Source organism: Streptomyces sp. CC208A (genome assembly GCF_030010625.1).
In the GTDB taxonomy this organism is placed as follows: Bacteria; Actinomycetota; Actinomycetes; order Streptomycetales; family Streptomycetaceae; genus Streptomyces.
Genome location: NZ_JASCXN010000021.1, coordinates 86,525 through 110,391 on the forward strand (window position 1 = coordinate 86,525; position 23,867 = coordinate 110,391).

Consider the following 23,867-nt stretch of genomic DNA (forward strand, 5'->3'; position numbering starts at 1 on the left):
GTCGTGTTGCCTCTTTCTACGCGCATAGAGGGGGGAACGGAGGGAGCGGCCCCTCCCATCGTGCCGGAAGGGCCGCTCCGGTGTGCTGCTCGACCGCCGCGACAGGCGGTTGCTTCGGCAGGCGGTTACTTCGACAGGTGGTCCGGGCCGAAGGCCTGCGGGAGCATCTCCGCCAGGGTGAGGAACCCGGCGGGCGTCTCCAGGACGAGGTCGGGGCCGCCGAACTCGTACAGGAGCTGCCGGCACCGGCCGCACGGCACCAGCGGGCCGCCGCTGCCGTCCACGCACACGAAGTGCGTCAACCGGCCGCCGCCGGTGGCCTGGAGCTGCGAGACCAGGCCGCACTCGGCGCACAGGCCGAGGCCGAAGGAGGCGTTCTCCACGTTGCAGCCGGAGACCACCCGCCCGTCCTCGACGAGCGCCGCCGCGCCGACCGGGAAACCCGAGTACGGCGCGTAGGCGCGGGACATCGCCTCCCTGGCGGTCTTCCGGAGGAGGTCCCAGTCGGCCGTCACTTGCCCTGGCCCTTCCGGTACGGCAGGCCGTCCGCCTTCGGCATCCTCAGCCGCTGTGCGGACAGGGCGAGGACAAGGAGGGTGGTGACGTACGGGGCGGCGTCGACGAACTGGCTCGGGACCTCGTCGGTGAGGCCGTACCAGAGGAAGAAGCCCACGGAGAAGACGGCCGCGACCAGGGCCGGCACGTACTTCTTCTTGTACAGCTGCCAGACGGCGGCGAGCACCAGGAGGACGGCGACGAGCAGCAGCAGCGCGTGGACGTTCTCGGCGCCGCCGCGGATCTTGAGGCTGTCGGTGAAGCCGAAGAGGCCGGCGCCGAGCGCCATGCCGCCGGGCATCCAGTTGCCGAAGATCATCGCGGCGAGACCGATGTAGCCGCGGCCGCCGGTCTGGCCCTCCTGGTAGATGCCGGTGGAGACGATCGCGAGGAAGGCACCGCCGAGGCCCGCGAGGGCGCCGGAGACGACGACCGCGATGTACTTGTACTTGTAGACGTTGACGCCGAGGGACTCGGCGGCCACCGGGTTCTCGCCGCAGGAGCGCAGCCGCAGGCCGAAGGCCGTGCGCCACAGGATCCACCAGGTGGCCGGGATCAGCAGGATCGCGACGACGGTGAGCAGCGACAGGTCGGTGACCAGGCCGCCGAGGATGCCGGCGAGGTCGGAGACCAGGAACCAGTGCTTCTGCTGGAGGTCCGCCAGCCAGTCCGACAGACCGGGGATGGTGATGTCGGTGATCGGGTCGATGCGCGGGGACTGCTTGGAGGAGCCGCCCTCGGCCTCGCCGAACGTGAAGTTCGACAGGTACATGGTGAAGCCGGCCGCGAGGATGTTGATCGCCACACCGGAGACGATGTGGTTCACGTTGAAGGTGACCGTGATGATCGCGTGCAGCAGGCCGCCGAGCGCGCCGCCGAGGAGACCCACGAGGACGCCCGTCCAGGGGCCCCACTGGTAGCCGGCCCAGGCACCGAACCAGGTGCCGAGGATCATCATGCCTTCGAGACCGATGTTGACGACGCCCGCGCGCTCGGCCCACAGGCCGCCGAGGCCGGCGAGGCCGATCGGGACGGCGAGCCGGAGCGCGCCGGAGATCTGGCCGACGGAGGTCAGGTCGTCGGCGCCGGAGACGGTCCGGACCAGCGAGAAGAGGACGAGTCCGGACGCGACGATCAGCAGGATCCACGGCCAGGTGAGCTTGCGGCGCCCGGTGCCCTTGGGTGCGGCGCTCGGCTTGGCGACGGTACCGGTGCTCATGCCGAGATCTCCTTTTCGGTCTTGACGGCACCGCCGGCGGCGAGTTCCTCGCCGACCTTCTGCTGCTGGCGGCGGAGGCCGTAACGGCGGACGAGTTCGTAGGAGACGACCACGGCGATCACGATGATGCCCTGCATGATCTGCGTGATCTCCTTCGGGTAGCCCTCGACGTCGAGCGACGAGGACGCCTTCTCGAGGAACGCGAAGAGCAGGGCCGCGAAGAGGATGCCGACCGGGCTGTTGCGGCCGAGCAGCGCGATGGTGATGGCGGTGAAGCCGACGCCCACCGGGAACGACAGGCTGTACGTGTGAGTCTCGCCGAGCAGCGTGGGCATGCCGGAGAGGCCGGCGAGGCCACCGGAGATGAGCATCGAGGTGAGGATCATCTTCTTGGCGTCGACGCCGCTGGCCTGGGCCGCCGTCTCGCTCGCGCCGGTGGCGCGCAGGTCGAAGCCGAACTTGGTGCGGTTGAGGACGAACCAGTAGACGACGCCGAGGGCGAGGGCGACGAAGGTGAAGCCGTAGATCTCGCCGTTGCCCTGGCCCATGTCGATGCCGGGGAACCAGCCGGACTCGGCGATCCTGCCGGTCGTGAGGTCGTTGGAGCCCGCCGGCTGGACGCCGAAGTTGTCCGTCAGGATCAGCCAGGCGATCAGGGAGGTCGCGATGGCGTTCAGCATGATCGTCGAGACGACCTCGGAGACACCGCGGGTGGTCTTGAGGATGCCGGCGATACCGGCCCAGAAGGCGCCCGTGAGAACCGCGACGACCACGATCAGCAGGATGTGCAGCGGGCCGGGCAGCTCCACCGCGGCGCCGACCACGGCCGAGAGCATGGCGGCGAGGCGGTACTGGCCGTCGACGCCGATGTTGAAGAGGTTCATCCGGAAGCCGATGGCGACGGCCAGGGCTGCCAGGTAGAAGATCCCGGTCTGGTTGACGATCAGGACCTGGATGTCCGAGTACTCGGCGTTCTCGATCATCAGCCGGATCGGCTCGATCGGGTCCAGGCCCGTCGCGAGCAGCACCAGTGCGGTGAGCACGAAGGAGGTGACCAGCGCGAGCACCGGGCCGGCGGCCCCGATGATCAGCTTGTCCTTGTCGATCTTCATCATCGGGCGTCACCGTCTTCGGGCTGCTCGGTGGAGGGCGCGTCGGCGCCTTCGAGGTGGCCGGAGCTCGCGCCGGTCATGGCGGAGCCCAGCTGCTCGGGCGTGATGGTGGCGGGGTCCGCGTCCGCGACGAGCCTGCCGCGGTACATGACCCGGAGGGTGTCGGAGAGGCCGATCAGCTCGTCGAGGTCGGCGGAGATCAGCAGCACCGCCAGGCCCTCGCGGCGGGCGTCCCGGATCGCGTCCCAGATCTGCGCCTGGGCACCGACGTCCACACCGCGGGTGGGGTGGGCGGCGATCAGGAACTTGGGGTTGTGGCTCATCTCGCGGCCGACGATCAGCTTCTGCTGGTTGCCGCCGGAGAGGGAGGCCGCGGTCACGTCGATGCCCGGGGTGCGGACGTCGTACTCGCGGACGATCCGCTCGGTGTCCTTGCGGGCGGCCTTCGGGTCGAGGACGCCGCGCCTGGAGTTGGGTGCCTCGGTGACGTGGCCGAGGATGCGGTTCTCCCAGAGGGGGGCCTCCAGGAGCAGGCCGTGGCGGTGGCGGTCCTCGGGGATGTAGCCGATGCCGCCCTCGCGGCGCTTGCGCACGGGGAGGGTCGAGATGTCCTCGCCGTCGAGGCTGATGACGCCGGAGTCGGGCGTGCGGAGACCCATCAGGGCCTCGATCAGCTCGGTCTGGCCGTTGCCCTCGACACCGGCGATGCCCAAAATCTCGCCCTTGTGGATGGTGAGCGAGATGTCGTCGAGGAGCTTGCGGCCGACCGCGACCTCCTCGTGGACGGTGGTCGCGATCGACGGGTCCTCGGGGGCGGCGGTGGTGAGCGGGGCGCCGGTCGCGCCGTGCTCCAGGAGGGTGAGGTCCCGCACCTGGAGCATGGCAACGTCGGTGACGGTCGACTCGCGGGTCTCCGGGGAGGGCAGCTCGCTGCCGACCATCAGCTCGGCGAGCTGCTTGGTGGTGGCGGTCTTCGGGTCGGCGGTGCCGACGGTGGTGCCGCGCCGGATGACGGTGATGTCGTCGGCGACCTTCAGGACCTCGCCCAGCTTGTGCGAGATGAAGATGACGGTCAGACCCTCGGCCTTGAGCTCGCGCAGGTTGTCGAAGAGCGCGTCGACCTCCTGCGGGACGAGGACGGCGGTCGGCTCGTCGAGGATGAGGATCTTCGCGCCGCGGTAGAGCACCTTGAGGATCTCGACGCGCTGCCGGTCGGCGACGCCGAGGTCCTCGACGAGGGCGTCGGGGCGGACGCCGAGGCCGTACGCCTCGGAGATCTCCTGGATCTTCTTCCGCGCCTTGGCGCCGATGCCGTAGAGCTTCTCGCCGCCGAGGACGACGTTCTCCAGGACGGTGAGGTTGTCGGCGAGCATGAAGTGCTGGTGCACCATGCCGATGCCGCGCGCGATGGCGTCACCGGGACTGGAGAAGGTGACCTGCTCGCCGTCGACGGCGATGGTGCCCTCGTCCGGCTTCTGCATGCCGTAGAGGATCTTCATGAGGGTCGACTTGCCGGCGCCGTTCTCACCGATCAGGGCATGGACCGTGCCCTTGCGGACGGTGATCGCGATGTCCTTGTTGGCGACGACGCCGGGGAAGCGCTTGGTGATGCCGTGGAGTTCCACGGCCGGGGGGCTGGACGCGTTGATGACGCACTCTCCTTGGCCGGAAGGAGTGGGAGCGGAGGGCAGGGCGGGGCGAAGTTATCGTGCCGATGCGACATCTACGCGCGTAGCGCTGCCGAAAAATGAAAACCCGTACGGGAATGGGGCCGGGGCCCGGTCCGGTGGGGGTCCCACCGGGGCCGGGCCCGCGGGCGTGACGATCGTGACCTGTGCTTCCTTACGGAGCGGTCTTGACCGTGATCTTGCCGTCGATGATGTCCTGCTTCGCCTTGTCGACCGCGGCGATGAGGTCGGTCATCTCCTTGTACTTCGGGTTGGAGTCGGCCAGGCCGACGCCGTCCGTGGCGAGACCGTAGCGGACCTCACCGGTCTGCGGCTTGCCGTCGTTGACCGACTTGATCAGGTTGTAGACGGAGTCGGAGACGTCCTTGGTGACCGAGGTCAGGATGGCGTCCTTGTAGGAGGCCAGACCCGCCTGGTTGTACTGGTCGGAGTCGACGCCGATGGCCCACTTGCCGGCCTTGGAGGCGGCCTCGATCGCACCGGAGCCGGCGAGACCGGCGGCGGCGTAGATCACGTCGGCGCCCTTGTCGAGCTGGCCCTCCGCGGCGGCCTTGCCGAGGTCGGGCTTGGCGAAGCCGTCGAAGTTCGGCGGCTGGGTCAGGTACTGGGTGAGCACCTTGGCCTTGGGGTTGGTGTCCTTGACGCCCTGGACGTAACCCGCCTCGAACTTCTTGATCAGCGGGACCTCGACACCGCCGATGAAGCCGACCGTGCCGGTCTTGGACGCCTTGGCGGCGGCGACGCCGGCCAGGTAGGAGCCCTGCTCCTCGTTGAAGACCATGTTGGCGATGTTCGGGCCGGTCACCGAGGTGTCGTCGATGATGCCGAAGGTCGTGTTCGGGAACTGCTTGGCGACCTTCTCGATGGCCGGGGCGTAGGCGAAGCCGACGCCGATGACCGGGTTGTTGCCGGCGCGGGCCAGCGAGGTGAGGCGCTGCACCTTGTCGGCGTCGCCCTCGCCGGACGACGGCTCGGCCTCGGAGCCCTTGACGCCGAGGTCCTCCTCGGCCTTCTTCAGGCCGGCGTAGGCGGCGTCGTTGAAGGACTGGTCGCCACGGCCGCCGATGTCGTACGCGATGGCGGCCTTGGTCGCCTTCGAGTCGGTGGAGGTACCGGAGCCGCCCTCCGAGGAGGACTTGCCGCAGGCGGTGGCGGAGAGGGCGAGCGCCGCGGAGGCGATGCCCACGGTGGTGATCCTGGTGATCCGGCGCAAGAGGAGGGTCCCTTCAAGACTGACCGAAAGCGCCTCTTCCGGCGCTGGCTTTGCGGCGATCGTAACGCGCGTAGATGTCAGTTAAAGACCCGTTCATGAGTCGTTACCGTATCGACGCGTATCCCGGGCCACAGTACCCCTGCACGCTTGGCGATCAAGGCGCAACCCCGTGTCATCAGCCGAGATGAGGCCCGGTGGCGGATGTGCGGGAGCCCCCGGGGACGTGGGTCTCCGGGGGCTCCCTGGGAGCTTCCTCCAGGGGCGGGTATCAGCCGATGTCGGCGCCCGCGTCGAGCAGCGCGGCGGCGGTGAAGAGCTCCACGGCGGTCTCGATGCACCGCTCGTCCACGTCGAAGTCGCCCGCGTGCAGGTCGCGGACGCGCGGGTCGCCGGGGGTGCGGACGCCGAGCCGGGCCATCGCGCCGGGCACGTGCTCCAGGTACCAGGAGAAGTCCTCGCCGCCGAGGCTCTGTTCGGTGTCCTCGACGGAGTCGGTCCCGCGCCGGGCCGTCATGGCGTCGCGGAGCAGCTCGGTGATCACCGGGTCGTTGACGACCGGGGGGACGCCGCGCACGTAGTTCACGGTGGACTTGGCCCGGTGCAGCGCGGCGACCTCGTCGACGGCGGCGTGCACCAGGTCCGGGGCGTCGCGCCAGGCGGGCAGGTCGAGGCAGCGGACGGTGCCGGAGAGCTCGGCGTGCTGCGGGATGACGTTGGGCGCGTGCCCGGCCTCGATCCGGCCCCAGGTGAGGGAGAGGCCGGAGCGGGCGTCGATCCGGCGGGCGAGCACGGCCGGCACGTCGACGGCGACGCGGGCGGCGGCGGTCACCAGGTCGGTGGTGAGGTGGGGGCGGGCGGTGTGGCCGCCGGGGCCGTCGAGGGTGATCTCCAGGCGGTCGCAGGCGGAGGTGATGGGGCCGGTGCGCAGCCCGATCTTCCCTGCGTCGACCTTGGGGTCGCAGTGGACGGCGATGATCCGGCCGACGCCGTCGAGGACGCCCGCGGCGACCGCGTCGGCGGCGCCGCCGGGCAGCACCTCCTCGGCGGGCTGGAAGAGCAGCCGTACCGGGCGCGGCAGCCGGCCCTCGCGCTCCATCTCGGCGAGGACCAGGCCGGCACCGAGGACGGTGGTGGTGTGCACGTCGTGGCCGCAGGCGTGGGCGCGGTTCGGCACGGTGGAGCGGTACGCGACGGTCTTGGCGTCCGGGATGGGCAGGGCGTCGAGGTCGGCGCGGACGGCGAGCATGGGGCGCCCGCCGTCCCAGGTCCCGATGTCACAGATGAGCCCGGTCCCGCCCGGGAGGACCCGCGGCGCGAGGCCGGCCGCCTCCAGGCGGGCCTTGAGCGCGGCGGTGGTGCGGAACTCCTGGTTGCCGAGCTCGGGGTGCATGTGCAAGTCCCGGCGGAAGGCGATCAGTTCGCCGCGCAGGGGGGCGGAGAGCGTGCCAGGCAGGGAGGAGGACGGCGTTCCGGGCAGGGTGACGGATCCGGGCTCACGGGACTTCAACTGGTTCACCCTTTGAAGCGTAGGCCCATCCGGTGATCAACTGCCCGTTGATCACAAAAAGTTCAGCCCGTTAGGGGAAAGAATCTCGGTTTACCGTGCATGGGACACACTCCGTATGGGTATGGTCACCCGAATTCGAGCCGGTCGGCCCCCGACGCCGTGCCCGCCACACCCGCCAGGAAGCCCTGGGCGCGGGGCGAGGCCGTGGCCTTCAGCCACTCGGGCGCGATCCCGCAGACCGCCACCTTCACCCCCGTGCCCGCCAGGGCGAGCGGCAGGGTGTGGACGACGGTGGAGGGGAAGCTGACGATGGTGGAGCCGGTCGGGCCGCGCCGGGCGATCAGCTCCAGGGGAAGCTCGGGCCGGACCACCTGGAGGCCGGTCTCGACAGCGATCCGGTGCAGCTTCTCCGGGGTCTCGCGGCGGTGGGCGAAGTAGCGGGTGGCGCCGTGGGCGCGGGCGAGCCGTCCGACGACCCGCAGATAGTGCCCGGCGTCCACCACCCCGGTCTCCACGAGCGAGGTGCCCACGAGGTCGGCGCCGCCGGTGAGCGCGGGCGGTCCGAAGCGGGCCCGGGTCCACGCGTAGGTGTTCTCGGTGACCTCGGCGCCGGGCGGGGCCTGCACGGGCAACGAGGTGAAGATCTCCACGGTCCGGCCCGCGCCCGGGGCGAGCCGGCGGCGGGCCAGCGAGGTGACCGGGGCGAGGACCAGCTCGCGCGGCCCGAGGTCGCCCTTGCGGTGCCAGCGGACCAGCCGCTCCCCGCCCGCGAGCTGGGCGGCGAACTCCATGGTCGCGGTGCCGTCGTCGACGACCGTGACGTGCCGGGGTCCGAAGAGGGTGAGCAGCAGCTGTACGTAGCGGGAGAACGGGTCCCCGACGATCACGTGCTCGGCGGCCCGCAGCGGCCCGCCCAGCTCCCGCAGCGTCCGCACCAGCGCACCGCGCCCGGCCCGCGCCTCCTGCCAGTGCACGTCGAACCCCTCGTCCCGGGCCAGCTGGGCCATCCGGCGCAGCTGGCCGCGTGACATGGGATCGGTGGGCGAGAGGACGACGATGGTGAGGTCGGCGGGGGCGGGGGCGGGCTTGTCCGTCGGGGCGGCTGCGGGCTCGGAGCCGTAGGGCGAGGCGGCGGCCGGACCGGGACGGGCGGCGCCGTCGGCCGGGGCTCCGGAGCCGGAGCCGTACGACGGGGTGTCGGCCTGAGCCCCGGGGCCGGAGCCGTACACCTGGCCGGCGGGCCCAGAGCCGGGCCGCGGCGGGGTGGCGCCCGGGGCGGCCGGGGTCGGGCCCCGGCCGCGGGTGTGCGCCCATTCCAGGACGTTCAGGAGCTGGACGGGGCTCTCGACGAACGCCAGCCGGGCGGTCATGCGGAGACGGTGCCCTGGACCCGGCGGAGCTTCTTCATCGGGCCGAGCTCCGACTCGTACACCTTCTTCACGCCGTCGCCGAGCGCGGTCTCGATGGTGCGGATGTCGCGGACGAGGCGCTCCAGGCCCTGCGGCTCGACGGAGGCGGCCTGGTCCGAGCCCCACATGGCGCGGTCGAGGGTGATGTGGCGCTCGACGAAGGTGGCGCCGAGGGCGACGGCGGCGAGCGTGGTCTGGAGGCCGGTCTCGTGGCCGGAGTAGCCGATCGGGACGTTCGGGTACTCCTCCTGGAGCGTCTGGATGACGCGCAGGTTCAGCTCCTCGGCCTTGGCCGGGTAGGTGGAGGTGGCGTGGCAGAGCAGGATGTTCGCGCTGCCGAGGACCTCGACGGCGTGGCGGATCTGCGCCGGGGTCGACATGCCGGTGGAGAGGATGACGGTGCGGCCGGTGGCGCGCAGCTCGCGCAGCAGCTCGTCGTCGGTGAGGGAGGCGGAGGCGACCTTGTGGGCCGGGACGTCGAACTTCTCCAGGAAGGCGACGGCCTCGGTGTCCCACGGGGAGGCGAACCAGTCGATGCCGCGCTTCTTGCAGTGCTCGTCGATCTGGCGGTACTCGTCCTCGCCGAACTCCACGCGGTGGCGGTAGTCGATGTAGGTCATCCGGCCCCAGGGGGTGTCGCGCTCGATGTCCCACTGGTCGCGCGGGGTGCAGATCTCCGGGGTGCGCTTCTGGAACTTGACGGCGTCGCAGCCGGCCTCGGCGGCCACGTCGATCAGCTTGAAGGCGTTCTCGAGGTCGCCGTTGTGGTTGATGCCGATCTCGCCGGTGATGTAGACGGGCTGACCGGGGCCGGCGGTCTTCGAACCGAGGGTGCGCAGACGGGAGTTCATGGTGGTGCTTCCTTAGGGGTGGAGGGGGCCTGTGAGAGGCGTGGGGGTGTTCAGCTCGGGTCCGAGGAGCCAGGCCGCGATCTCGCGGATCGCTCCGAAGCCGCCCGGGGTGGCGGTGACCGCGCGGGCCGCGGCCCGTACGGAGTCGTGGGCGCTGCCCACCGCGACGGGCCAGCCGACGAGGTGGAAGCAGGGCAGGTCGTTGACGTCGTTGCCGGCGTAGAGGACGCGCGCGGGGTCGATGGACTCGGCCTCGCACCACTCCTTGAGGGCGAGGTCCTTGCGGTCGATGCCGTGCAGGACGGGGATCTTGAGCTTGCGGGCGCGGGCGGCGACGACGGGGTTCTGTTCGGTGGAGAGGATGAGGACGGGCAGTCCGGCGCGGCGCAGGGCCGCGATGCCGAGGCCGTCGCCGCGGTGGGCGGAGACGAACTCCCGTCCCTCCGCGTCGAGATGGACCCGGTCGTCGGTCTGGGTGCCGTCGAAGTCGAGGACGACCGCGTCGACGTCGGCGAAGGACGGGGTGACCGGCTCGTCGAGCAGCGGCGCGAGGGCCTTGGCGCGGGCCAGGTCGTGCGGGTCGTCGATCTCCAGGACGCGCGCCGGGTCGGTGGCGACGAGCGCGGTGCGGCCGAAGAAGCGGTGCCCGTGGGTACGGAACCCGGCCGCGTCCATCGCGTAGACGGCGCCGGTCTCCAGGTACTCGGGCTCGCGGTCCTGGCGGCGCGGCCGGTGGGCCTTGTCGTGGTTGACGCCGGTGGCGCCGTCCGGCGTCTCCTTCCACAGGAAGCCGTGCGAGGGGGCCGCGGTGAAGGCGGTGTCGGCGGCGCCGGAGGTGATCCTCGCGGCGGTCTCGGCCACCTCCTGGGAGGTGAGGAAGGGGCTGGTGCACTGGACGAGGAGGACCACGTCGGCGGTACGGCCCCGGGTCGCCTCGAAGGCGTCGAGGGCGTGCAGGACGGCGGACTCGCTGGTGGCGGTGTCCCCGGCGATCTCGGCGGGGCGCTGGACGGCCTCGGCGCCGAAGGCGCGGGCGGCCGCCGCGATGGCCGGGTCGTCGGTGGAGACGACCACGTCGGTGACGCCGGCGGCGCCGAGGCAGGCCCGGACGGCCCGGCCGACCAGCGGGATCCCGGCGACCGGGGCGAGGTTCTTGGCGGGGACGCCCTTGGAGCCGCCCCGGGCGGGGATGACGGCGAGCACGACGGGGGCGCTCGGCTGCTTCTCGGGCATCACAGTTCTCCCAGGCGTCGGACGACGGGCGCCACGCGCTGCACGCCGTGGCGGTAGGCGCCGCGCGCCGCCTCGCGGACGATCCGGCGCAGCCCGCTGTCGCGGACCGGCGGCGCGGTGACGTCCAGGCGGTGGCGGGCGAGGATCCCCGGCAGGTAGCCGGGGGCCGTCTCCGCCGTGTAGTAGGGGTCGATCGGGGGCAGTTCGGGCAGCGCGAGGAGCTTCGCGACCCGCTCGCGGGCGGCGTCGAAGGCGGAGTCGTACGACCCTCCGGCCGCGACGCCCTGCCGGGACAGCCACTCCTCGTCGGGCTCGGGCACCTCGCCCCGGTCGAGCCGGTCGAAGGAGGTGAGGAGCCCGGAGCCGATGAAGTGGTGGTTGCCGTTCACCTCGCGGACCCCGCAGTCGGTGAGGATCGCGGTGGGGATGCGGCGGTGCAGGGCCTCCAGGGCGGCCGTGGAGGAGACGGTGACCAGCAGGTCGGTGCGGTCCAGGACCTCGCCCATGTGCCCGTACACCAGGCGGAAGTTGGCGGGCGGGTCGAGCTCGCGCACCAGCCTCTGGTACGGGTGCTCCTCCAGGTGCGTGGTGTGCTCGCCGGGCTTGGAGCGGAGCTTGAGGAGGACCTCGCGCTCCGGGTGCAGCCGGGCGTGCCGGACCAGGCGCTCCAGGACGTACGCCCGCTCGGTACGGGTGACCGGTACGGACGGCTGGGCGGCGAACACCAGGGTGTCGCGGCCCGCTTCGGGGCGGTGCGGGGCACCGCCGAGGAAGGGCAGCGCGGCCTCGACGACCGACTCGGCGCCCGCGCCGACCCCTTCGTACACGGCGCGGAACCGGTCCGCGTCGTGACGGGAGTTGGCGAGGACGACGTCGGCGCCGTGGCGCAGAAGGAGTCCGTCGGCCAGCTTCTCGTAGACGACGCCGACGTAACCGGTGACGATCACCGGCCGGCGGTCGAGGCCGAGGTCCGCGAGGCCCTGGAGGACGGCCCGGACGGTGCCGCCGACCAGCGCGAGGACCACGACGTCGTACCGCTCGCCGCGCGCCTCCGCGTCCCGCACCTCGCGCAGGAACTCCGCGCCGGTCACCTCGCGCGGGGCGGCCGTGGAGGCGCCCGTCTCGGCGAGCTGGCGGGCGGTCGGGGTAGCCCGGCCGCGCAGGACGAAACCGGTGGGCTCGGGGGCGGAACCGGCGGGACCGGAGCCGGTCGGTCCGGCGTCGGGGGAGGTGATGCGGCGCGCGGTGAGCGCACCCCATTTCCACCGGGTGTCGGAATCCGCGAGTACGGCGACCCGTACCGCTTCACTGGAACTTGCTGGCACGTCGAGGACGCTAGAAGGGCATTCCGCTCAACGGCCCAACTGAGTCACAACAAACGGTGAACAGCACCTCGCCACGACCTGAAGCGGCCCGCGATTCAGCCGTTGGACGGCCCGAAAACCCCTCAAGTAAAGGCGGTTAATCAGCCCGCCGCTTCGTGTTCACCGAAAATCCCCCGGCCGGTCGGCGAAGCGGCCGGGGCGGCGCCTAGCGTCGGCCGCGTGGTCAAGCTCTCCGTCGTCGTGCCGTTCTTCAACGTGCAGACATACGCCCCCGACACCCTCGCCAGTCTGCGCGCCAACGCCCGCGACGACTTCGAGTTCCTCCTCGTCGACGACTGCTCGTCCGACGACACACCGGAGATCCTCGAACGAGCCGTACGCGACCTGCCCGGCGCCACCCTGCTCCGGCACGAGCGGAACGAGGGCCTGGCGACCGCCCGCAACACCGGACTCGACGCCGCACGCGGCGAGTTCATCACCTTCCTCGACGGGGACGACTGGCTCTCCCCCGGCTACTACGGGCGCCTGGTCGCCGCGGCGGAGGGCCTCGGCTGCGACTTCCTGCGCACCGACCACACCTCCGTCTCCGGCCGCGCCCGCTCGGTCCGCCGGGCGCCCGTCCCGCGCCGCGACGAGGTCATGGACCCGCGCGAGTCGATCCTCCCCGCCCACCGCACCACCTCCGTCGACTACCCCTTCGCCTGGGCCGGGATCTACCACCGCCGGCTCCTCGACCGGGGCCTGCTGCACTTCCCGTACGGGCTGCGCACCGCCGAGGACCGGCCGTGGATCTGGCGGCTGCACCGCGAGGCGAAATCCTTCGCGGCCATAGGCGAACTCGGCGTCTTCTACCGGCGCGGAGTGGCGACCTCGCTCACCCAGATCGGCGACGTACGGCAATTGGATTTCATCCGCGCTTTCGACCTGGTGATCGAGGAGACCGCGAAGGACAAGGACGCGGAGCGGCTTCTCCCGAAAGCCGTCCGCACCTATTGCGCGGTGATCGCCCATCACGTCGGTTCCGTCGGCAAGTTCGAGCCGGACGTGGCCCGGCAGCTGCGGGCGATGAGCGCGGGCGCGCTGCGCCGCATGCCGCAGGGGGTCCTCGACGAGGCGCTCACCGCGATGGGCGGCGAGCGGGCCGAGGTCCTGCGCAAGCTGCGCCGCAGGCGCCCCGCCCCGCCCCCGCCGGCCCCTCCGGCCCCGCCGGGCGGCCGGGGCCCGGCGGCCGGCACGGGCACGGGCACGGACGCTGGCACCGGCACCGGCACCGGCACGGCCCGGTCGGAGGTGGCGGCATGAGCGAGCGCCGTACGACCCAGATCATGGCCGCCTCCACCCTGTACGGCGCGGTCACCCTGGCCGCAGCCATAGACAGCGGCTGCTTCGGCACCGCCGCCCGGCGGATCCTCCTCGTCACCAACAACGCGCCCGTCCCCGAGACCACCCCGGCCTTCGACCGGGCCGAGGGCTTCGACCGGATCCGCGACCGCTTCGACCAGGTGGTGTCGTGGAACGAGACCATCTCCCCGCTCCACCCCGGCGGCTGGACCCCGCGCGGCCAGGACGTGCCGATGCTCCAGCGCCACCTCCACAAGCTGTGGGGGCTCGGCGACGACCGGATCGAACTCGTCCTGGAGTCCATCCAGGTCACCCCGGCCCTCGCCATCGCCACCCTCCTCCCGGAAGCGGCGATCACCGTCTACGCGGACGGCCTGATGAGCTACGGCCCGACCCGCAACAAGATCGACCCGCTGATCGGCGGCCGGGCCGCCCGCCTGCTCCACCTCGACCTGGTGCCGGGCCTGCGGCCGCTGCTGCTCGGCGAGTTCGGCGCGGAGCCGGAGACCGTACCGGTGGACGCCTTCACCAAGGCCGTCGCCGAACTGGCCGGCACGGACGCGCCCGCCGCCGGCGCCGAGGGCCCGGCCCTGCTCCTCGGCCAGTACCTGGCCGCGCTGAACCTGATGACGGCCGCCGAGGAGGAGGAGCTGCACCTGGACATGGTGCGCGGCGCGGTCGCCCGCGGCCACCGGCGCCTCGTCTTCAAGCCGCACCCCACCGCCCCCGACTCCTGGACGGACTCGCTGGCCGAGGAGGCGGCCCGACTCGGCGCCGAACTGACCGTGGAGACCCGCCCGGTGCTCGCCGAGGTGCTCTACCGCGAGCTGCGGCCCGCACTGGTCGTCGGCTGCTTCTCGACGGCCCTGATGACCGCCCGCACCTTCTACGGCCTGCCGGTCGCCCGCGTCGGCACCCGGGAACTCCTCCAGCGGCTCACCCCCTTCCAGAACAGCAACCGGATCCCGCTGACGGTCGTCGACGCGGTCGTCCCGCCGCTGACGCCCGGCCCGGAGGACGAGGAGCCGGTGACGGACGCCGCCCGCCTCGACGACCTGGTCGCCGCGGTCGGCTTCGCGATGCAGCCGAAGATAAGGCCCGACCTGTGGGAGGCGGCCGTACGCCACCTGTCAGGCCCCTACGCCGAACGCACCCGGCACCACTTCACCCGCCGCCGCCTCACCGTCCTCAACCTCCCGGGCGGCCTGCCGGTCCCCCGGCACCCGAAGGTCCGGCACCTGGCGCGGCGGGCGCTGCGCCTGCGCAGGACCCTCCTGAAGAAGCAGAAGAAGTAGTGGAAGGGCCCGGGACCTCGACGAAGGTCCCGGGCCCGTCCTCACGCCCGAGCGATCGGCTCCTGGATCTCGGTCACCCACCCGGCCGGATCCTCCGGGCACTCCAGGTACAGCTCACGCGCGTACCCGGAGGAGACACGGCCGTTGACGTCGATCCAGGAGGCGAGCACCTGCGCGGTCGACAGGACGTCGTCCATCGCCCCGCGGTGGACGACGGTCGCGGCCTCCTCGATCCCCGGCAGCACGTGCACGAGCACCCCCTCGGCCTCGGTCCCCTCGGGCACGGTCATCCCGGCGTGCACGACGACCGACCCGTCCCCCTTCCCGGCGTCCTCGTAGTACGCGATCCCCGGCCCGAACCCGGTGACCCCGGCGGCCTGGAGCCGGCCGCACAGCTCCTCGTACAGCGGCCCGATGACAGGCGTGATGGCCTCCGGCTCGAAACCCGCGGCGACCGCGCTCAGCTCGGCGATCCGTACGGCGGGGATCTTCTTGACGACGACGTCCTGCGTGGACATGCGTCCCTCACTCTCGATGGCTCGGAGCCGCGCCCCGACCTGCGCGAGCCGCGCCCGCGCCGCCTCAAGGGCGGCCTCCAGCTCGGCCTGCCGCAGCCGCAGCATCCCCCGCAGCTCCTCCGCGCCGATCTCGTCGCCGAGGATGGCCCCCACCTGTTCCAGGGTGAAGCCGAGGTCCTTGAGCGCGATGACGCGGTTGAGCCGCGCGAGCTGGTCCGCGGTGTAGAAGCGGTAGCCGCTGTGCGGGTCGACGTGGGCCGGGCGCAGCAGTCCGATGGCGTCGTAATGGCGCAGCATCCGGACCGACACCCGCCCGTGCCGGGCGAAGTCTCCGATGGTGAACATGACGCCCCCTACGGAACGGCCTCACACGATGTCAGGGTCAAGCGGCACTGCTGAGGGAGAGCTTCACCGCGAAGCCGAGGAAGAGGGCGCCGGCGGCGGAGGTGGCGCCGGCGGAGAGCCGTCGGCGGCGGCGGAAGGCGGCGGCGAGGCGGGTGCCGCCGAATATGAGCGTGGTGAGGTAGAGGAAGCTGCCGAGCTGGAGCAGGGTGCCGAGGACCAGGAAGGAGAGCGCCGGGTAGGCGTAGGACGGGTCCACGAACTGCACGAAGAAGGAGATCAGGAAGAGGATCGCCTTCGGGTTGAGGAGGCTGATGACGAGCGCCCGCCGGTACGGGTGCTCACCGGGGCCGCCCGTGGCCGGGGCGTCGGCGCTCTCGGCGGCGGTGTCGTGGCGCGAGCGCCACATCTCCCGGGCGGCGCGGAGCATCCCGTACGCCATCCAGGCCAGGTATCCGGCGCCCGCGTACTTCACGATCATGAAGAGCAGCGGGGTGGTCTGCAGCAGGGAGGCCGCGCCGAGGGCGGCCAGGGTCATCAGGACCGTGTCACCGGTGAAGACCCCGGCGGCGGCCTTGTACCCGGTCCTGGTCCCCTTGCGGGCGGCGACGGACAGCACGTAGAGCGAGTTCGGCCCCGGGAGAAGGATGATGAGGACGAGCCCGGCGAGGTAGGTCGGCAGATCGGTGACACCCAGCATGGGCGGAGTGTCGCACACGGGTCCGACTGATCGCTGTGACGTCCGCCGCCGGAACGTGGAAGCGGCCCGCCCCACGCCGGGGCGGGCCGCTTTCGTCATGCCCGGGGCCACTCCGCCCCCGGCACCGGACACGACTCGTCGTCGAGCCACGCCACCGTGGAGTCCGGGCCGACCGTCAGCCCGAACCGGTCGAGTGCGGGCCGACCGTGCCCGTCCCACCACCGGTAGGCCGCCTCGACCTCGTCCCACAGGCGCCGGGGCCCCTCCTGCACGACCTCGAACTCCCCGGCGCCCGGCTCGAAGTCCGTCGAGGCCCACGAGTCCCCGGCGATGTCGTACGTCCACAGGGTGTACGCCCCGCCGTCGTACCGCTCGGCCCGCCAGAACGCCCCCGGGACCTGCAACCCGATGACGAACTGGGCTGCCCACCCCCCGACGTCCAGCGGGCTGAGCTCGGTCGTGCCGCGCACCCCGTCGGCCGGCCACTTCCGCCCCCGGAAGTAGACGTCGGGCCCGGGAAGCTCCGGGCGCTGCTGCCGGAGCCGCATGAACGCCGACGAGCGGGTGAACCGGCCCCGGGCCGCCCCTTCCTCGTCGACGACCAGGCGCGCGATGGCCTCACCTCCGTACAGCGGCCCCCAGGGAGCGACGATCACCCCGTCGGGCACGGTCTGTTCTCTCCACGCCGACGGCAGTTCCCCGACCGAACAGGTGGCGATGACCCGGTCGTACGGCGCCAGGTCGGGGAAACCCTCCCGGCCGTCTCCGACGTGGACGAGCGGCCGGATGCCGAACTCGGTCAGGTTCTGCCGGGCCCCGGCCGCGACGGTGGGGCCGTACTCCACGGTCACGACGTTCCGGGCACCGAGCCGGTGCGAGAGGAGAGCCGCGTTCCATCCGGTCCCCGTGCCGATCTCCAAGACCCGGTGCCCGTCCTCGACATCGAGGTCGGCGAGCATCTCGAACACGATGCTGGGCAGGCTGCTGCTGCTCGTCGGGGTGGTGCCGAGGCCGTCTCCCCGGTGTTCGCCGGCGTCCCACTGGGTGGTGAGCGGCCGGTCGGAGCAGACAGCGGCCAGCCACGCCCGCGGGTCGGTCCTGCGGTCGATCATGGGTCGCTGTTCGGTTCCCTCGGGGTTGCCGGGCCAGATCCGGTCCGGGACGAACATCGCGCGCGGGACGGCGCGGTACGTGGGCAGCCAGTCGGTTTGCAGTGCGCCCGACGCGACGAGCGCGGAAGCGAGCCCATCAGGCCCCGCCTCCTCTACGCGTGCGCTCACGTGCTCCCCTACTTCGCGGGGCCGGAACCGTCGGAGGAGTTGCCGCCGCTCGTCTCCGAGCCGCCACCCCCGTGCTGCCGACCGCTGCTGCTGTCGTCCTGCTGGCTGCCTCCGGACCCGCTGCCCGTACCGCCGCCGTGCTTCGACATGGTCACTCCTTCGGTTGGGTCGTGCTCGGAACGACCGCCCTTGAACCTGGGCGGTCTCGTCCCCTCGCCCGGACTCGAACCGGGGTCTCCTGCGGCGGGGCGTAGACGCAATGGCCGCCGTAGTGGTGCTCTTCCTGGCTGAGCTACGAGGGGTCGGGACGCCGCCCCGTCGGCGCGGTATGACTGCGAGGGGGCGGCGGGTCCAAGGGGTGCGGATCCACAGTGCGGCGGCGGCGAACCCGACGGCGAGGGTGGTCAGAAAGAGGGCGGCGGCGGCAAAGGACGCTCGGCGATGAGGCGGAGTGCTCCGCTCGGGCGGAGGGCTTCCCGGTCCTCCGGGGCCGCGGTCCGGCACTTCCGGGCGTCCGCCGTCCACTTCGCCCCTCCGGGCCGTACGAGGGTGAGGACGTCGCCGTCGACGTCCCGGACTTCACCGGCGACGCACCGGCCGCTGTCCATGACGACGTCCCCGGGGCGGAAGCTCACGGCGTCCGCCGTGCGGCGCGGAGGACAGCCGTCAGCCTCACGGCCTGGTCCTCGTCGAGCGATCCGATCTCGTAGAGACTCCGCCACGTGTCGCCAGGGCCCGGGTAGGAATCCCGGTAAACCCCTTCCGTGGGAAGACCGGCCGCGCCCATGGCCTCGATCAGGGCGCGGTACGTCTCGGCGCCCCGGGCGTCGTCCTGCCCCTGGTGGTCGACGGTGCTCGGCGGCGCGGTCGTCGGTGTGCTCATCGGTGTGCTCACTTCCTGACGGGCTTCCTGGCTGATGTGACCAGTCAACCGCGCTCCGTACACACGGACTTGCACACGTCTTGCACATAAGGGCGTGCGGGGGTACCCGGGGCCTGTGAGCATGGAACGTGACCGGCTCCCGACGGGGTAGGACTGATCGCATGAGCACGACCAGCGAAGTAGCGCCGGGGACGAATCTCGCCCTGCTCCGGAAGGAACGCGGCCTCTCCCAGACCCAGCTGGCACGGATGGCCTCCGTATCCGTGTCGCTGCTGTCGAAGATCGAGGTGGGCGACCGGGCCCTTACGCCGACGGTCGCCGCAACCATCGGCAAGGCACTCGGTCTGTCCATGGCGGAGGTGCTGGGAAAGACGCGGGTCACCGAGGACGACGAAGAACGGCTCACGGCCCTGCGGTCGGCCATCCGGGACTACGACCTGCCGGGCCGCGCGCCGGTGGAGGAGACCGCCGTTCTGGCCGCTGTGGAGTCGGTCCGGGAGGCCCGTGACGCGGCTCGCGTCCATCAGGTGCTGGGCCGGCTTCCGAGCCTCCTCCGAAGCGCTACGACGCACGCCCACACAGCGAACACGGTCGATTCATGGATGACGCTGGCCGAGGTCTACAGCTCCGTCTACTGGCTCACCGCCCGGCACCGGTGGATGGACATGGCCGAGCTGGCCGTCACCCGGCAGCAGTGGGCCGTCGAGCAACAGGCCAATCCGCTCGGTGAGGCCATCGCGGCCCGGGACCGCGCCGGTGCCTATCTCAACGGCGGCGACGCCGAAGGCGGCCTCGTGGTCGTCGACCGGGCCATCGCACGGGCCGAGTCGACACTGTCCGGGCAAGACCGCGCGTTCGCGGTCGGCGTGCTGAACCTGCGGGGGATGACGCTCGCGGGGCGGCTGGAGGACAAGACCGAGGGCGCACGCGAGGCCGAGCGGCACGTCGCGTCCGCCGAGCGAGTGGCCGACGAGTGGTTCAGCGGGGGCGATGCGAACCGGCACTCGATGCTCTTCGGCCCACGGAACACGGCCACACACGTCCTCGCGACCCGGCTCGACCTCGGTCGGCCCCGGGAGGCTCTCGGCGTCGCGGAGAACCTCGACGCGGTTCTCGCCGGGCTGCCCGCCACCCGTGTCGCGCCGTCGCGGCTGAACGTCGCCCGCGCGCACCTTGACGTGGGGAACCGCGAGGCCGCCCTCGCGAACCTGTCGGCGGCGTGGGACGCGGCACCGGAGATGGCGCGCATCCACCCCACGGCACGGGAGGTCTTCCGGGTGCTCGCGTCCCTGCACCGCCGGAGCAATCCAGAGTTGCTCCGGCTCTCTCACATGTCCGGCATGCCTCTGTGATCACCACACGCCACGGCCCCGCATCCCTGGTCAGGGACGCGGGGCCGTGGTGTTCTCGCGGGGAGAGCCCGGGGTCGGTCAGAAGACGTCGCTGGGCGTGTAGGTGCCCCAGGCCTCGCAGAGGGCGTTGCAGACCTCGCCGACGGTGGCGCGGGCCTTGAGGGCGTCCTTCATGATCTCCCCATACGTGTCGGGCTGTTCGGTCACTGCCAGAAAACCTCCTCGACAATGATCTGCGGGTCGGCGGTGCGGCGTACGAACGTGTAGTGGATCCAGCCCCGGCCGTGGTCGAAATGACAGACGTGCAGCCCCTTCGGCACCGTCGACCGGAGAGGGACGACGCGGCAGCCGTCGGGCAGGTCCGGCAGGTTGTCGACGCCTCGGAAGTAGGGGTCCTCCACCGTGACCAGCTCGGCGCGGATGTCGTCGAGGAGATCGCGTACCCGCTTGGGCAGAGAGTCCCTGGCGGTACGGGCCGTGTCGACCCAGTCCATCTGCCAGGGCGGCCCCATGAACTCGCTCAACGGCCGGGCTCCGCCTTCCCCGCCTCGCGTCGCAGGTGCGCAGCCTGCGTCAGCAGACGCATGGCTTCCTCGTTCGTCGTCGCGGCGGCGGCGCGGGCCTCCAGGTCGTGCACCTGGCGGTCGAGCTCGGGATCGCGGGCGATGGCGAACTCGGCCCACCACTGGGCGAGGAACGCCGGCACCGGTGCGAGGTCGTACGCGTCGGCGATGGCCCACTTCCAATGGGCCTCGAAGTCGGCGAGGAGCTGCGGCGTGTGCTCGGTGATCGCGGCGCGCAGCGCCTTCGTGTTCCGCTCGGGCATGGGTGGGATACCGGAGGGCTGCGAGGCGGTCGTCATGCCGCCACCTCTTCTTCGCCCTGCACCTGGGTGGCCCGCTTGGCTTTGTAGGCGATGGCCAGGGTCGAGATGTGCTGAGGGGTGACGTCCAGGTGCCGGGCGACGGCGGAGTTCCCTCCTCGGCCGAGCTCGACGGCGATGCGGCCCGCGGCGTCCGCGAACGCGTTCTTCGCCTCGGTGACGGCGGCCTGCAGCCGATCGAGCTCGCGGCGATGGGCAGCGGTGAGCTCGGCCTGCCGGGCGCGGGAGCGTGGAGTGTCACTCATGAGGGGAGTGTGCCCACCACGTTGCCTTAATTGCAACTTCCCCTTGCTGTACAAGGGGAGTCCGGGCGGTACTCCACTCGGTGAAGCGCCGGTGCGCGGTCGGCCCCGCCTCCCTGTCGTCCGGGAGGCGGGGCCGTGGCGTACCCGGGTCGGTCAGAAGACGTCGCTGGGCGTGTAGGTGCCCCAGACCTCGCGCAGCGCGTTGCAGACCTCGCCGACGGTGGCGCGGGCCTTGAGGGCGTCCTTCATGGGGTAGAGGACGTTGTCCGTTCCCTCGGCGGCCTTCTTCAGTTCCGCGAGGGCCGCGTCGACCGCCTGCTGGTCGCGTTCGGCGCGGAGCTTGGCGAGGCGGTCGGCCTGCTGGGCCTCGATGGCGGGGTCGACGCGCAGGGGCTCGTAGGGCTCCTCGACGTCGATCGTGTAACGGTTGACGCCGACGACGACGCGCTCGCCGGAGTCGGTCTCCTGGGCGATGCGGTACGCGGAGCGCTCGATCTCGTTCTTCTGGAAGCCGCGCTCGATGGCGTTGACCGCGCCACCCAGCTCCTCCACCTTCGTCATCAGCTCCAACGCCGCCGCCTCGACGTCGTCGGTCATCTTCTCCACCACGTACGAGCCCGCGAAGGGGTCGACCGTGGCCGTCACGTCCGTCTCGTACGCCAGGACCTGCTGGGTGCGCAGGGCCAGGCGGGCGGACTTGTCCGTCGGCAGCGCGATGGCCTCGTCGAAGGAGTTCGTGTGCAGCGACTGCGTACCGCCAAGCACCGCCGCCAGGCCCTGGACGGCGACACGGACCAGGTTGACCTCGGGCTGCTGGGCGGTGAGCTGCACGCCGGCGGTCTGGGTGTGGAAGCGGAGCATCAGCGACTTGGGGTTCTTCGCGCCGAACTCCTCCTTCATCACCCGCGCCCAGATGCGGCGGGCCGCGCGGAACTTCGCGACCTCCTCCAGGATCGTCGTACGGGCCACGAAGAAGAAGGACAGGCGCGGGGCGAAGTCGTCGACGTCCATGCCGGCCGCAACGGCCGTGCGGACGTACTCGATGCCGTCGGCGAGGGTGAACGCGATCTCCTGCGCGGGCGAGGCCCCCGCCTCCGCCATGTGGTAGCCGGAGATCGAGATCGTGTTCCACTTCGGGATCTCGGCCTTGCAGTACTTGAAGATGTCCGCGATCAGGCGCAGGGACGGCTTCGGCGGGAAGATGTACGTCCCGCGCGCGATGTACTCCTTGAGGACGTCGTTCTGGATCGTGCCCGTCAGCTTGTCGGCCGGCACGCCCTGCTCCTCGCCGACCAGCTGGTACATCAGCAGGAGCAGCGCGGCGGGGGCGTTGATCGTCATCGACGTCGAGACCTTGTCCAGCGGGATCCCGTCGAACAGCACCCGCATGTCGTCGACCGAGTCGATCGCCACGCCGACCTTGCCGACCTCGCCGTGCGCGATCGCCGCGTCGGAGTCGTGCCCCATCTGGGTGGGCAGGTCGAAGGCGACCGACAGGCCCATGGTGCCGTTGTCGATCAGCTGCTTGTAGCGGGCGTTCGACTCCACGGCGGTGCCGAAGCCCGCGTACTGCCGCATCGTCCACGGGCGGCCCGTGTACATCGACGGGTACACACCGCGCGTGAAGGGGTACGCGCCCGGCTCCCCCAGCTTCTCCGCCGGATCCCAGCCCTCCAGGGCGTCCGGCCCGTACACCGGCTCGATGGGCAGTCCCGACTCCGACTCGCGCGCCATTGCTTGTGCCTCCCGATTGACCTGCTGCCGCTCATACTCGGCGGTACCGACCCTCGCGACGGACTGTAGCCGCGGGTGCGCGGCCCGGTGGAGAGCAGCACGCTGGGACCTTCCTCACAGCTTGAGCGCTCGTCCGCTCGGGTGCGCAACCGGGGGCGGGTGGGAAGCATCCCTATGGGCACAGTTGTTTTCATCGGGGGGTCACCATGAAGCGTTCGTCCATCGTCCGCAGAGCCGTTCTCGCCGCGGCCGTCGTCGGGCTCGTCACCACCGGTTGTACGGATCCGGCGGCCGGGGGTGGCAGCGGGGGCGGGGCCTCGTCGGCGCCTACGACCACGTCTACGGTCGCGCCGCCGTCCTCGTCCACGCCTGCGGTCGCGCCGCCGTCCTCGTCCACGCCCGCGGCCGATCCCACGTCCGCGCCTGCGCCCGCGCCCACGTCCAGCAGTGCCGAGCCGAGCGGCTCGGCCCCCGGCGGGTCGGACGGGAAGCCGTCGGCGTCCGCTTCCGCCCCCGCTCCCGCGCCCACGCCTTCGGCGAAGGTGCTGATGGGTGACGGGGACGAGAGCGAGCAGGTGCGGGAGCTCCAGGCGCGGCTGCGGCAGCTGGACTACTTCGACCGGGCGCCGACCGGGTTCTACGGCTCGATCACGGCGAAGGCGGTCAAGGGCTTCCAGGCGAAGCGGGGGCTGCCGCAGACGGGGTCGGTGGACGAGACGACGTGGCAGCGGCTGCTCGCGATGACGAAGAAGCCGACGGCGGACGAGCTGAAGCCGTCCACCACCAACAAGCTGGACACGCCGGACGCGCGCTGCATGACCGGGCGGGTGCTCTGCATCAGCAAGGAGAGCCGGACCCTGGCCTGGATGATCGACGGCCGGGTGGTGTCGTCGATGGACGTCCGCTTCGGCTCGGAGAACACGCCGACCCGCGAGGGCACCTTCGCGGTCGGCTGGAAGGCCAAGGACTGGACGTCGACGATCTACCACACGCCCATGCCGTACGCGATGTTCTTCAGCGGCGGTCAGGCCGTGCACTACTCGGCGGACTTCGCGGCGCGCGGCTACAACGGGGCCTCGCACGGCTGCGTCAACGTCCGGGACCGGGCCAAGATCGCGGCCCTCTTCGACCAGGTGAAGGTCGGCGACAAGGTCGTCGTCCACTGGTGACGGCCGGAAAGAG

25 protein-coding genes and 1 tRNA gene are annotated in these 23,867 nt (G+C 71.6%); 4 read left to right on the top strand and 22 right to left on the bottom strand.

The features are described 5' to 3' along the window. Window positions 1-125: 125 nt before the first annotated feature. From QK442_RS22400 to QK442_RS22445, 10 genes are all read right to left on the bottom strand, one after another. Entirely contained in the window at window positions 126-515 is a 390-nt protein-coding gene (locus tag QK442_RS22400) for a cytidine deaminase (RefSeq protein WP_282695809.1), read from the bottom strand. Then, window positions 512-1,774 (bottom strand): ABC transporter permease, encoded by a 1,263-nt coding sequence (locus tag QK442_RS22405; RefSeq protein WP_282695810.1) that lies wholly within the window; start codon window positions 1,772-1,774, stop codon window positions 512-514. The genes QK442_RS22400 and QK442_RS22405 overlap by 4 nt, the downstream gene beginning before the upstream one ends. Then, a complete protein-coding gene (locus QK442_RS22410; protein ID WP_282695811.1) occupies window positions 1,771-2,889 on the bottom strand; it encodes an ABC transporter permease in 1,119 nt (372 codons plus the stop codon). Before QK442_RS22410 ends, QK442_RS22405 begins: the two co-directional genes overlap by 4 nt. Beyond that, window positions 2,886-4,511, bottom strand: coding sequence for an ABC transporter ATP-binding protein (locus QK442_RS22415; protein ID WP_282695812.1), 1,626 nt, complete (start codon window positions 4,509-4,511; stop codon window positions 2,886-2,888). The genes QK442_RS22410 and QK442_RS22415 overlap by 4 nt, the downstream gene beginning before the upstream one ends. Window positions 4,512-4,728: 217 nt before the next feature. Continuing rightward, window positions 4,729-5,787, bottom strand: a complete 1,059-nt coding sequence (locus QK442_RS22420; protein ID WP_282695813.1) for a BMP family ABC transporter substrate-binding protein — start codon at window positions 5,785-5,787, stop codon at window positions 4,729-4,731. A 268-nt stretch (window positions 5,788-6,055) separates the two neighbouring features. Next, window positions 6,056-7,303 carry an amidohydrolase gene (locus QK442_RS22425; protein WP_282695814.1) on the bottom strand — a complete coding sequence of 416 codons (1,248 nt, stop codon included), beginning with the start codon at window positions 7,301-7,303 and terminating at the stop codon, window positions 6,056-6,058. 116 nt (window positions 7,304-7,419) lie between these two features. Next, window positions 7,420-8,664, bottom strand: a complete 1,245-nt coding sequence (locus QK442_RS22430) for a hypothetical protein (protein WP_282695815.1) — start codon at window positions 8,662-8,664, stop codon at window positions 7,420-7,422. After that, the gene (locus QK442_RS22435; protein WP_282695816.1) at window positions 8,661-9,554 is read right to left on the bottom strand and encodes an N-acetylneuraminate synthase family protein; all 894 of its coding nucleotides are present in this window, start codon (window positions 9,552-9,554) and stop codon (window positions 8,661-8,663) included. Before QK442_RS22435 ends, QK442_RS22430 begins: the two co-directional genes overlap by 4 nt. Before the next feature lie 12 nt (window positions 9,555-9,566). After that, entirely contained in the window at window positions 9,567-10,787 is a 1,221-nt protein-coding gene (locus tag QK442_RS22440) for an acylneuraminate cytidylyltransferase (protein WP_282695817.1), read from the bottom strand. Continuing rightward, complete coding sequence (locus QK442_RS22445) at window positions 10,787-12,112, bottom strand: DUF6716 putative glycosyltransferase (protein WP_282695818.1); 1,326 nt, start codon at window positions 12,110-12,112, stop codon at window positions 10,787-10,789. Before QK442_RS22445 ends, QK442_RS22440 begins: the two co-directional genes overlap by 1 nt. Before the next feature lie 219 nt (window positions 12,113-12,331). Here QK442_RS22445 and QK442_RS22450 point away from each other — a divergent pair, with 219 nt between their 5' ends. Together QK442_RS22450 and QK442_RS22455 are read left to right on the top strand one after the other, a co-directional pair. Then, the gene (locus tag QK442_RS22450) at window positions 12,332-13,414 is read left to right on the top strand and encodes a glycosyltransferase family 2 protein (RefSeq protein WP_282695819.1); all 1,083 of its coding nucleotides are present in this window, start codon (window positions 12,332-12,334) and stop codon (window positions 13,412-13,414) included. Beyond that, window positions 13,411-14,748, top strand: coding sequence for a polysialyltransferase family glycosyltransferase (locus QK442_RS22455; RefSeq protein ID WP_282695820.1), 1,338 nt, complete (start codon window positions 13,411-13,413; stop codon window positions 14,746-14,748). The genes QK442_RS22450 and QK442_RS22455 overlap by 4 nt, the downstream gene beginning before the upstream one ends. A 41-nt stretch (window positions 14,749-14,789) precedes the next feature. On the opposite strand, the gene QK442_RS22460 is transcribed toward QK442_RS22455, so the two are convergent. The 7 genes from QK442_RS22460 to QK442_RS22490 all read right to left on the bottom strand — a co-directional run bounded on the left by QK442_RS22460 (window position 14,790) and on the right by QK442_RS22490 (window position 18,471). After that, window positions 14,790-15,611 carry a MerR family transcriptional regulator gene (locus QK442_RS22460; protein ID WP_282695821.1) on the bottom strand — a complete coding sequence of 274 codons (822 nt, stop codon included), beginning with the start codon at window positions 15,609-15,611 and terminating at the stop codon, window positions 14,790-14,792. 37 nt (window positions 15,612-15,648) lie between these two features. Beyond that, window positions 15,649-16,308, bottom strand: a complete 660-nt coding sequence (gene leuE, locus QK442_RS22465; RefSeq protein WP_282695822.1) for a leucine efflux protein LeuE — start codon at window positions 16,306-16,308, stop codon at window positions 15,649-15,651. 95 nt (window positions 16,309-16,403) lie between these two features. Beyond that, window positions 16,404-17,588, bottom strand: coding sequence for a methyltransferase domain-containing protein (locus tag QK442_RS22470; protein ID WP_282695823.1), 1,185 nt, complete (start codon window positions 17,586-17,588; stop codon window positions 16,404-16,406). A gap of 8 nt (window positions 17,589-17,596) precedes the next feature. Continuing rightward, window positions 17,597-17,737 (bottom strand): hypothetical protein, encoded by a 141-nt coding sequence (locus QK442_RS22475; RefSeq protein WP_282695824.1) that lies wholly within the window; start codon window positions 17,735-17,737, stop codon window positions 17,597-17,599. Window positions 17,738-17,796: 59 nt separating this feature from the next. Beyond that, a tRNA-OTHER gene (locus QK442_RS22480) sits at window positions 17,797-17,890 on the bottom strand. Between the two features lie 102 nt (window positions 17,891-17,992). After that, window positions 17,993-18,223 (bottom strand): hypothetical protein, encoded by a 231-nt coding sequence (locus tag QK442_RS22485; protein ID WP_282695825.1) that lies wholly within the window; start codon window positions 18,221-18,223, stop codon window positions 17,993-17,995. After that, window positions 18,220-18,471, bottom strand: a complete 252-nt coding sequence (locus QK442_RS22490; RefSeq protein WP_282695826.1) for a hypothetical protein — start codon at window positions 18,469-18,471, stop codon at window positions 18,220-18,222. Before QK442_RS22490 ends, QK442_RS22485 begins: the two co-directional genes overlap by 4 nt. Before the next feature lie 161 nt (window positions 18,472-18,632). Between QK442_RS22490 and QK442_RS22495 the strand changes: the two genes are divergently transcribed. Then, window positions 18,633-19,823, top strand: a complete 1,191-nt coding sequence (locus QK442_RS22495) for a helix-turn-helix transcriptional regulator (RefSeq protein ID WP_282695827.1) — start codon at window positions 18,633-18,635, stop codon at window positions 19,821-19,823. Window positions 19,824-19,901: 78 nt separating this feature from the next. Here the strand turns inward: QK442_RS22495 and QK442_RS22500 are convergent, their stop codons facing one another. From QK442_RS22500 to QK442_RS22520, 5 genes are all read right to left on the bottom strand, one after another. Then, window positions 19,902-20,030, bottom strand: coding sequence for a hypothetical protein (locus QK442_RS22500; RefSeq protein WP_282695860.1), 129 nt, complete (start codon window positions 20,028-20,030; stop codon window positions 19,902-19,904). Further along, window positions 20,027-20,347 carry a hypothetical protein gene (locus QK442_RS22505; protein ID WP_349239675.1) on the bottom strand — a complete coding sequence of 107 codons (321 nt, stop codon included), beginning with the start codon at window positions 20,345-20,347 and terminating at the stop codon, window positions 20,027-20,029. Before QK442_RS22505 ends, QK442_RS22500 begins: the two co-directional genes overlap by 4 nt. Further along, window positions 20,344-20,685: a DUF6247 family protein gene (locus tag QK442_RS22510; protein ID WP_282695828.1), complete on the bottom strand. Its 342-nt coding sequence runs from the start codon at window positions 20,683-20,685 to the stop codon at window positions 20,344-20,346. The genes QK442_RS22505 and QK442_RS22510 overlap by 4 nt, the downstream gene beginning before the upstream one ends. Beyond that, on the bottom strand, window positions 20,682-20,951 hold the full coding sequence (locus QK442_RS22515) for a hypothetical protein (protein ID WP_282695829.1): 270 nt from the start codon (window positions 20,949-20,951) through the stop codon (window positions 20,682-20,684). The genes QK442_RS22510 and QK442_RS22515 overlap by 4 nt, the downstream gene beginning before the upstream one ends. Window positions 20,952-21,104: 153 nt before the next feature. Then, window positions 21,105-22,685, bottom strand: a complete 1,581-nt coding sequence (locus QK442_RS22520; protein ID WP_282695830.1) for a methylmalonyl-CoA mutase family protein — start codon at window positions 22,683-22,685, stop codon at window positions 21,105-21,107. A gap of 206 nt (window positions 22,686-22,891) precedes the next feature. Between QK442_RS22520 and QK442_RS22525 the strand changes: the two genes are divergently transcribed. Next, entirely contained in the window at window positions 22,892-23,854 is a 963-nt protein-coding gene (locus QK442_RS22525) for a L,D-transpeptidase family protein (protein ID WP_282695831.1), read from the top strand. Window positions 23,855-23,867: the final 13 nt, after the last annotated feature.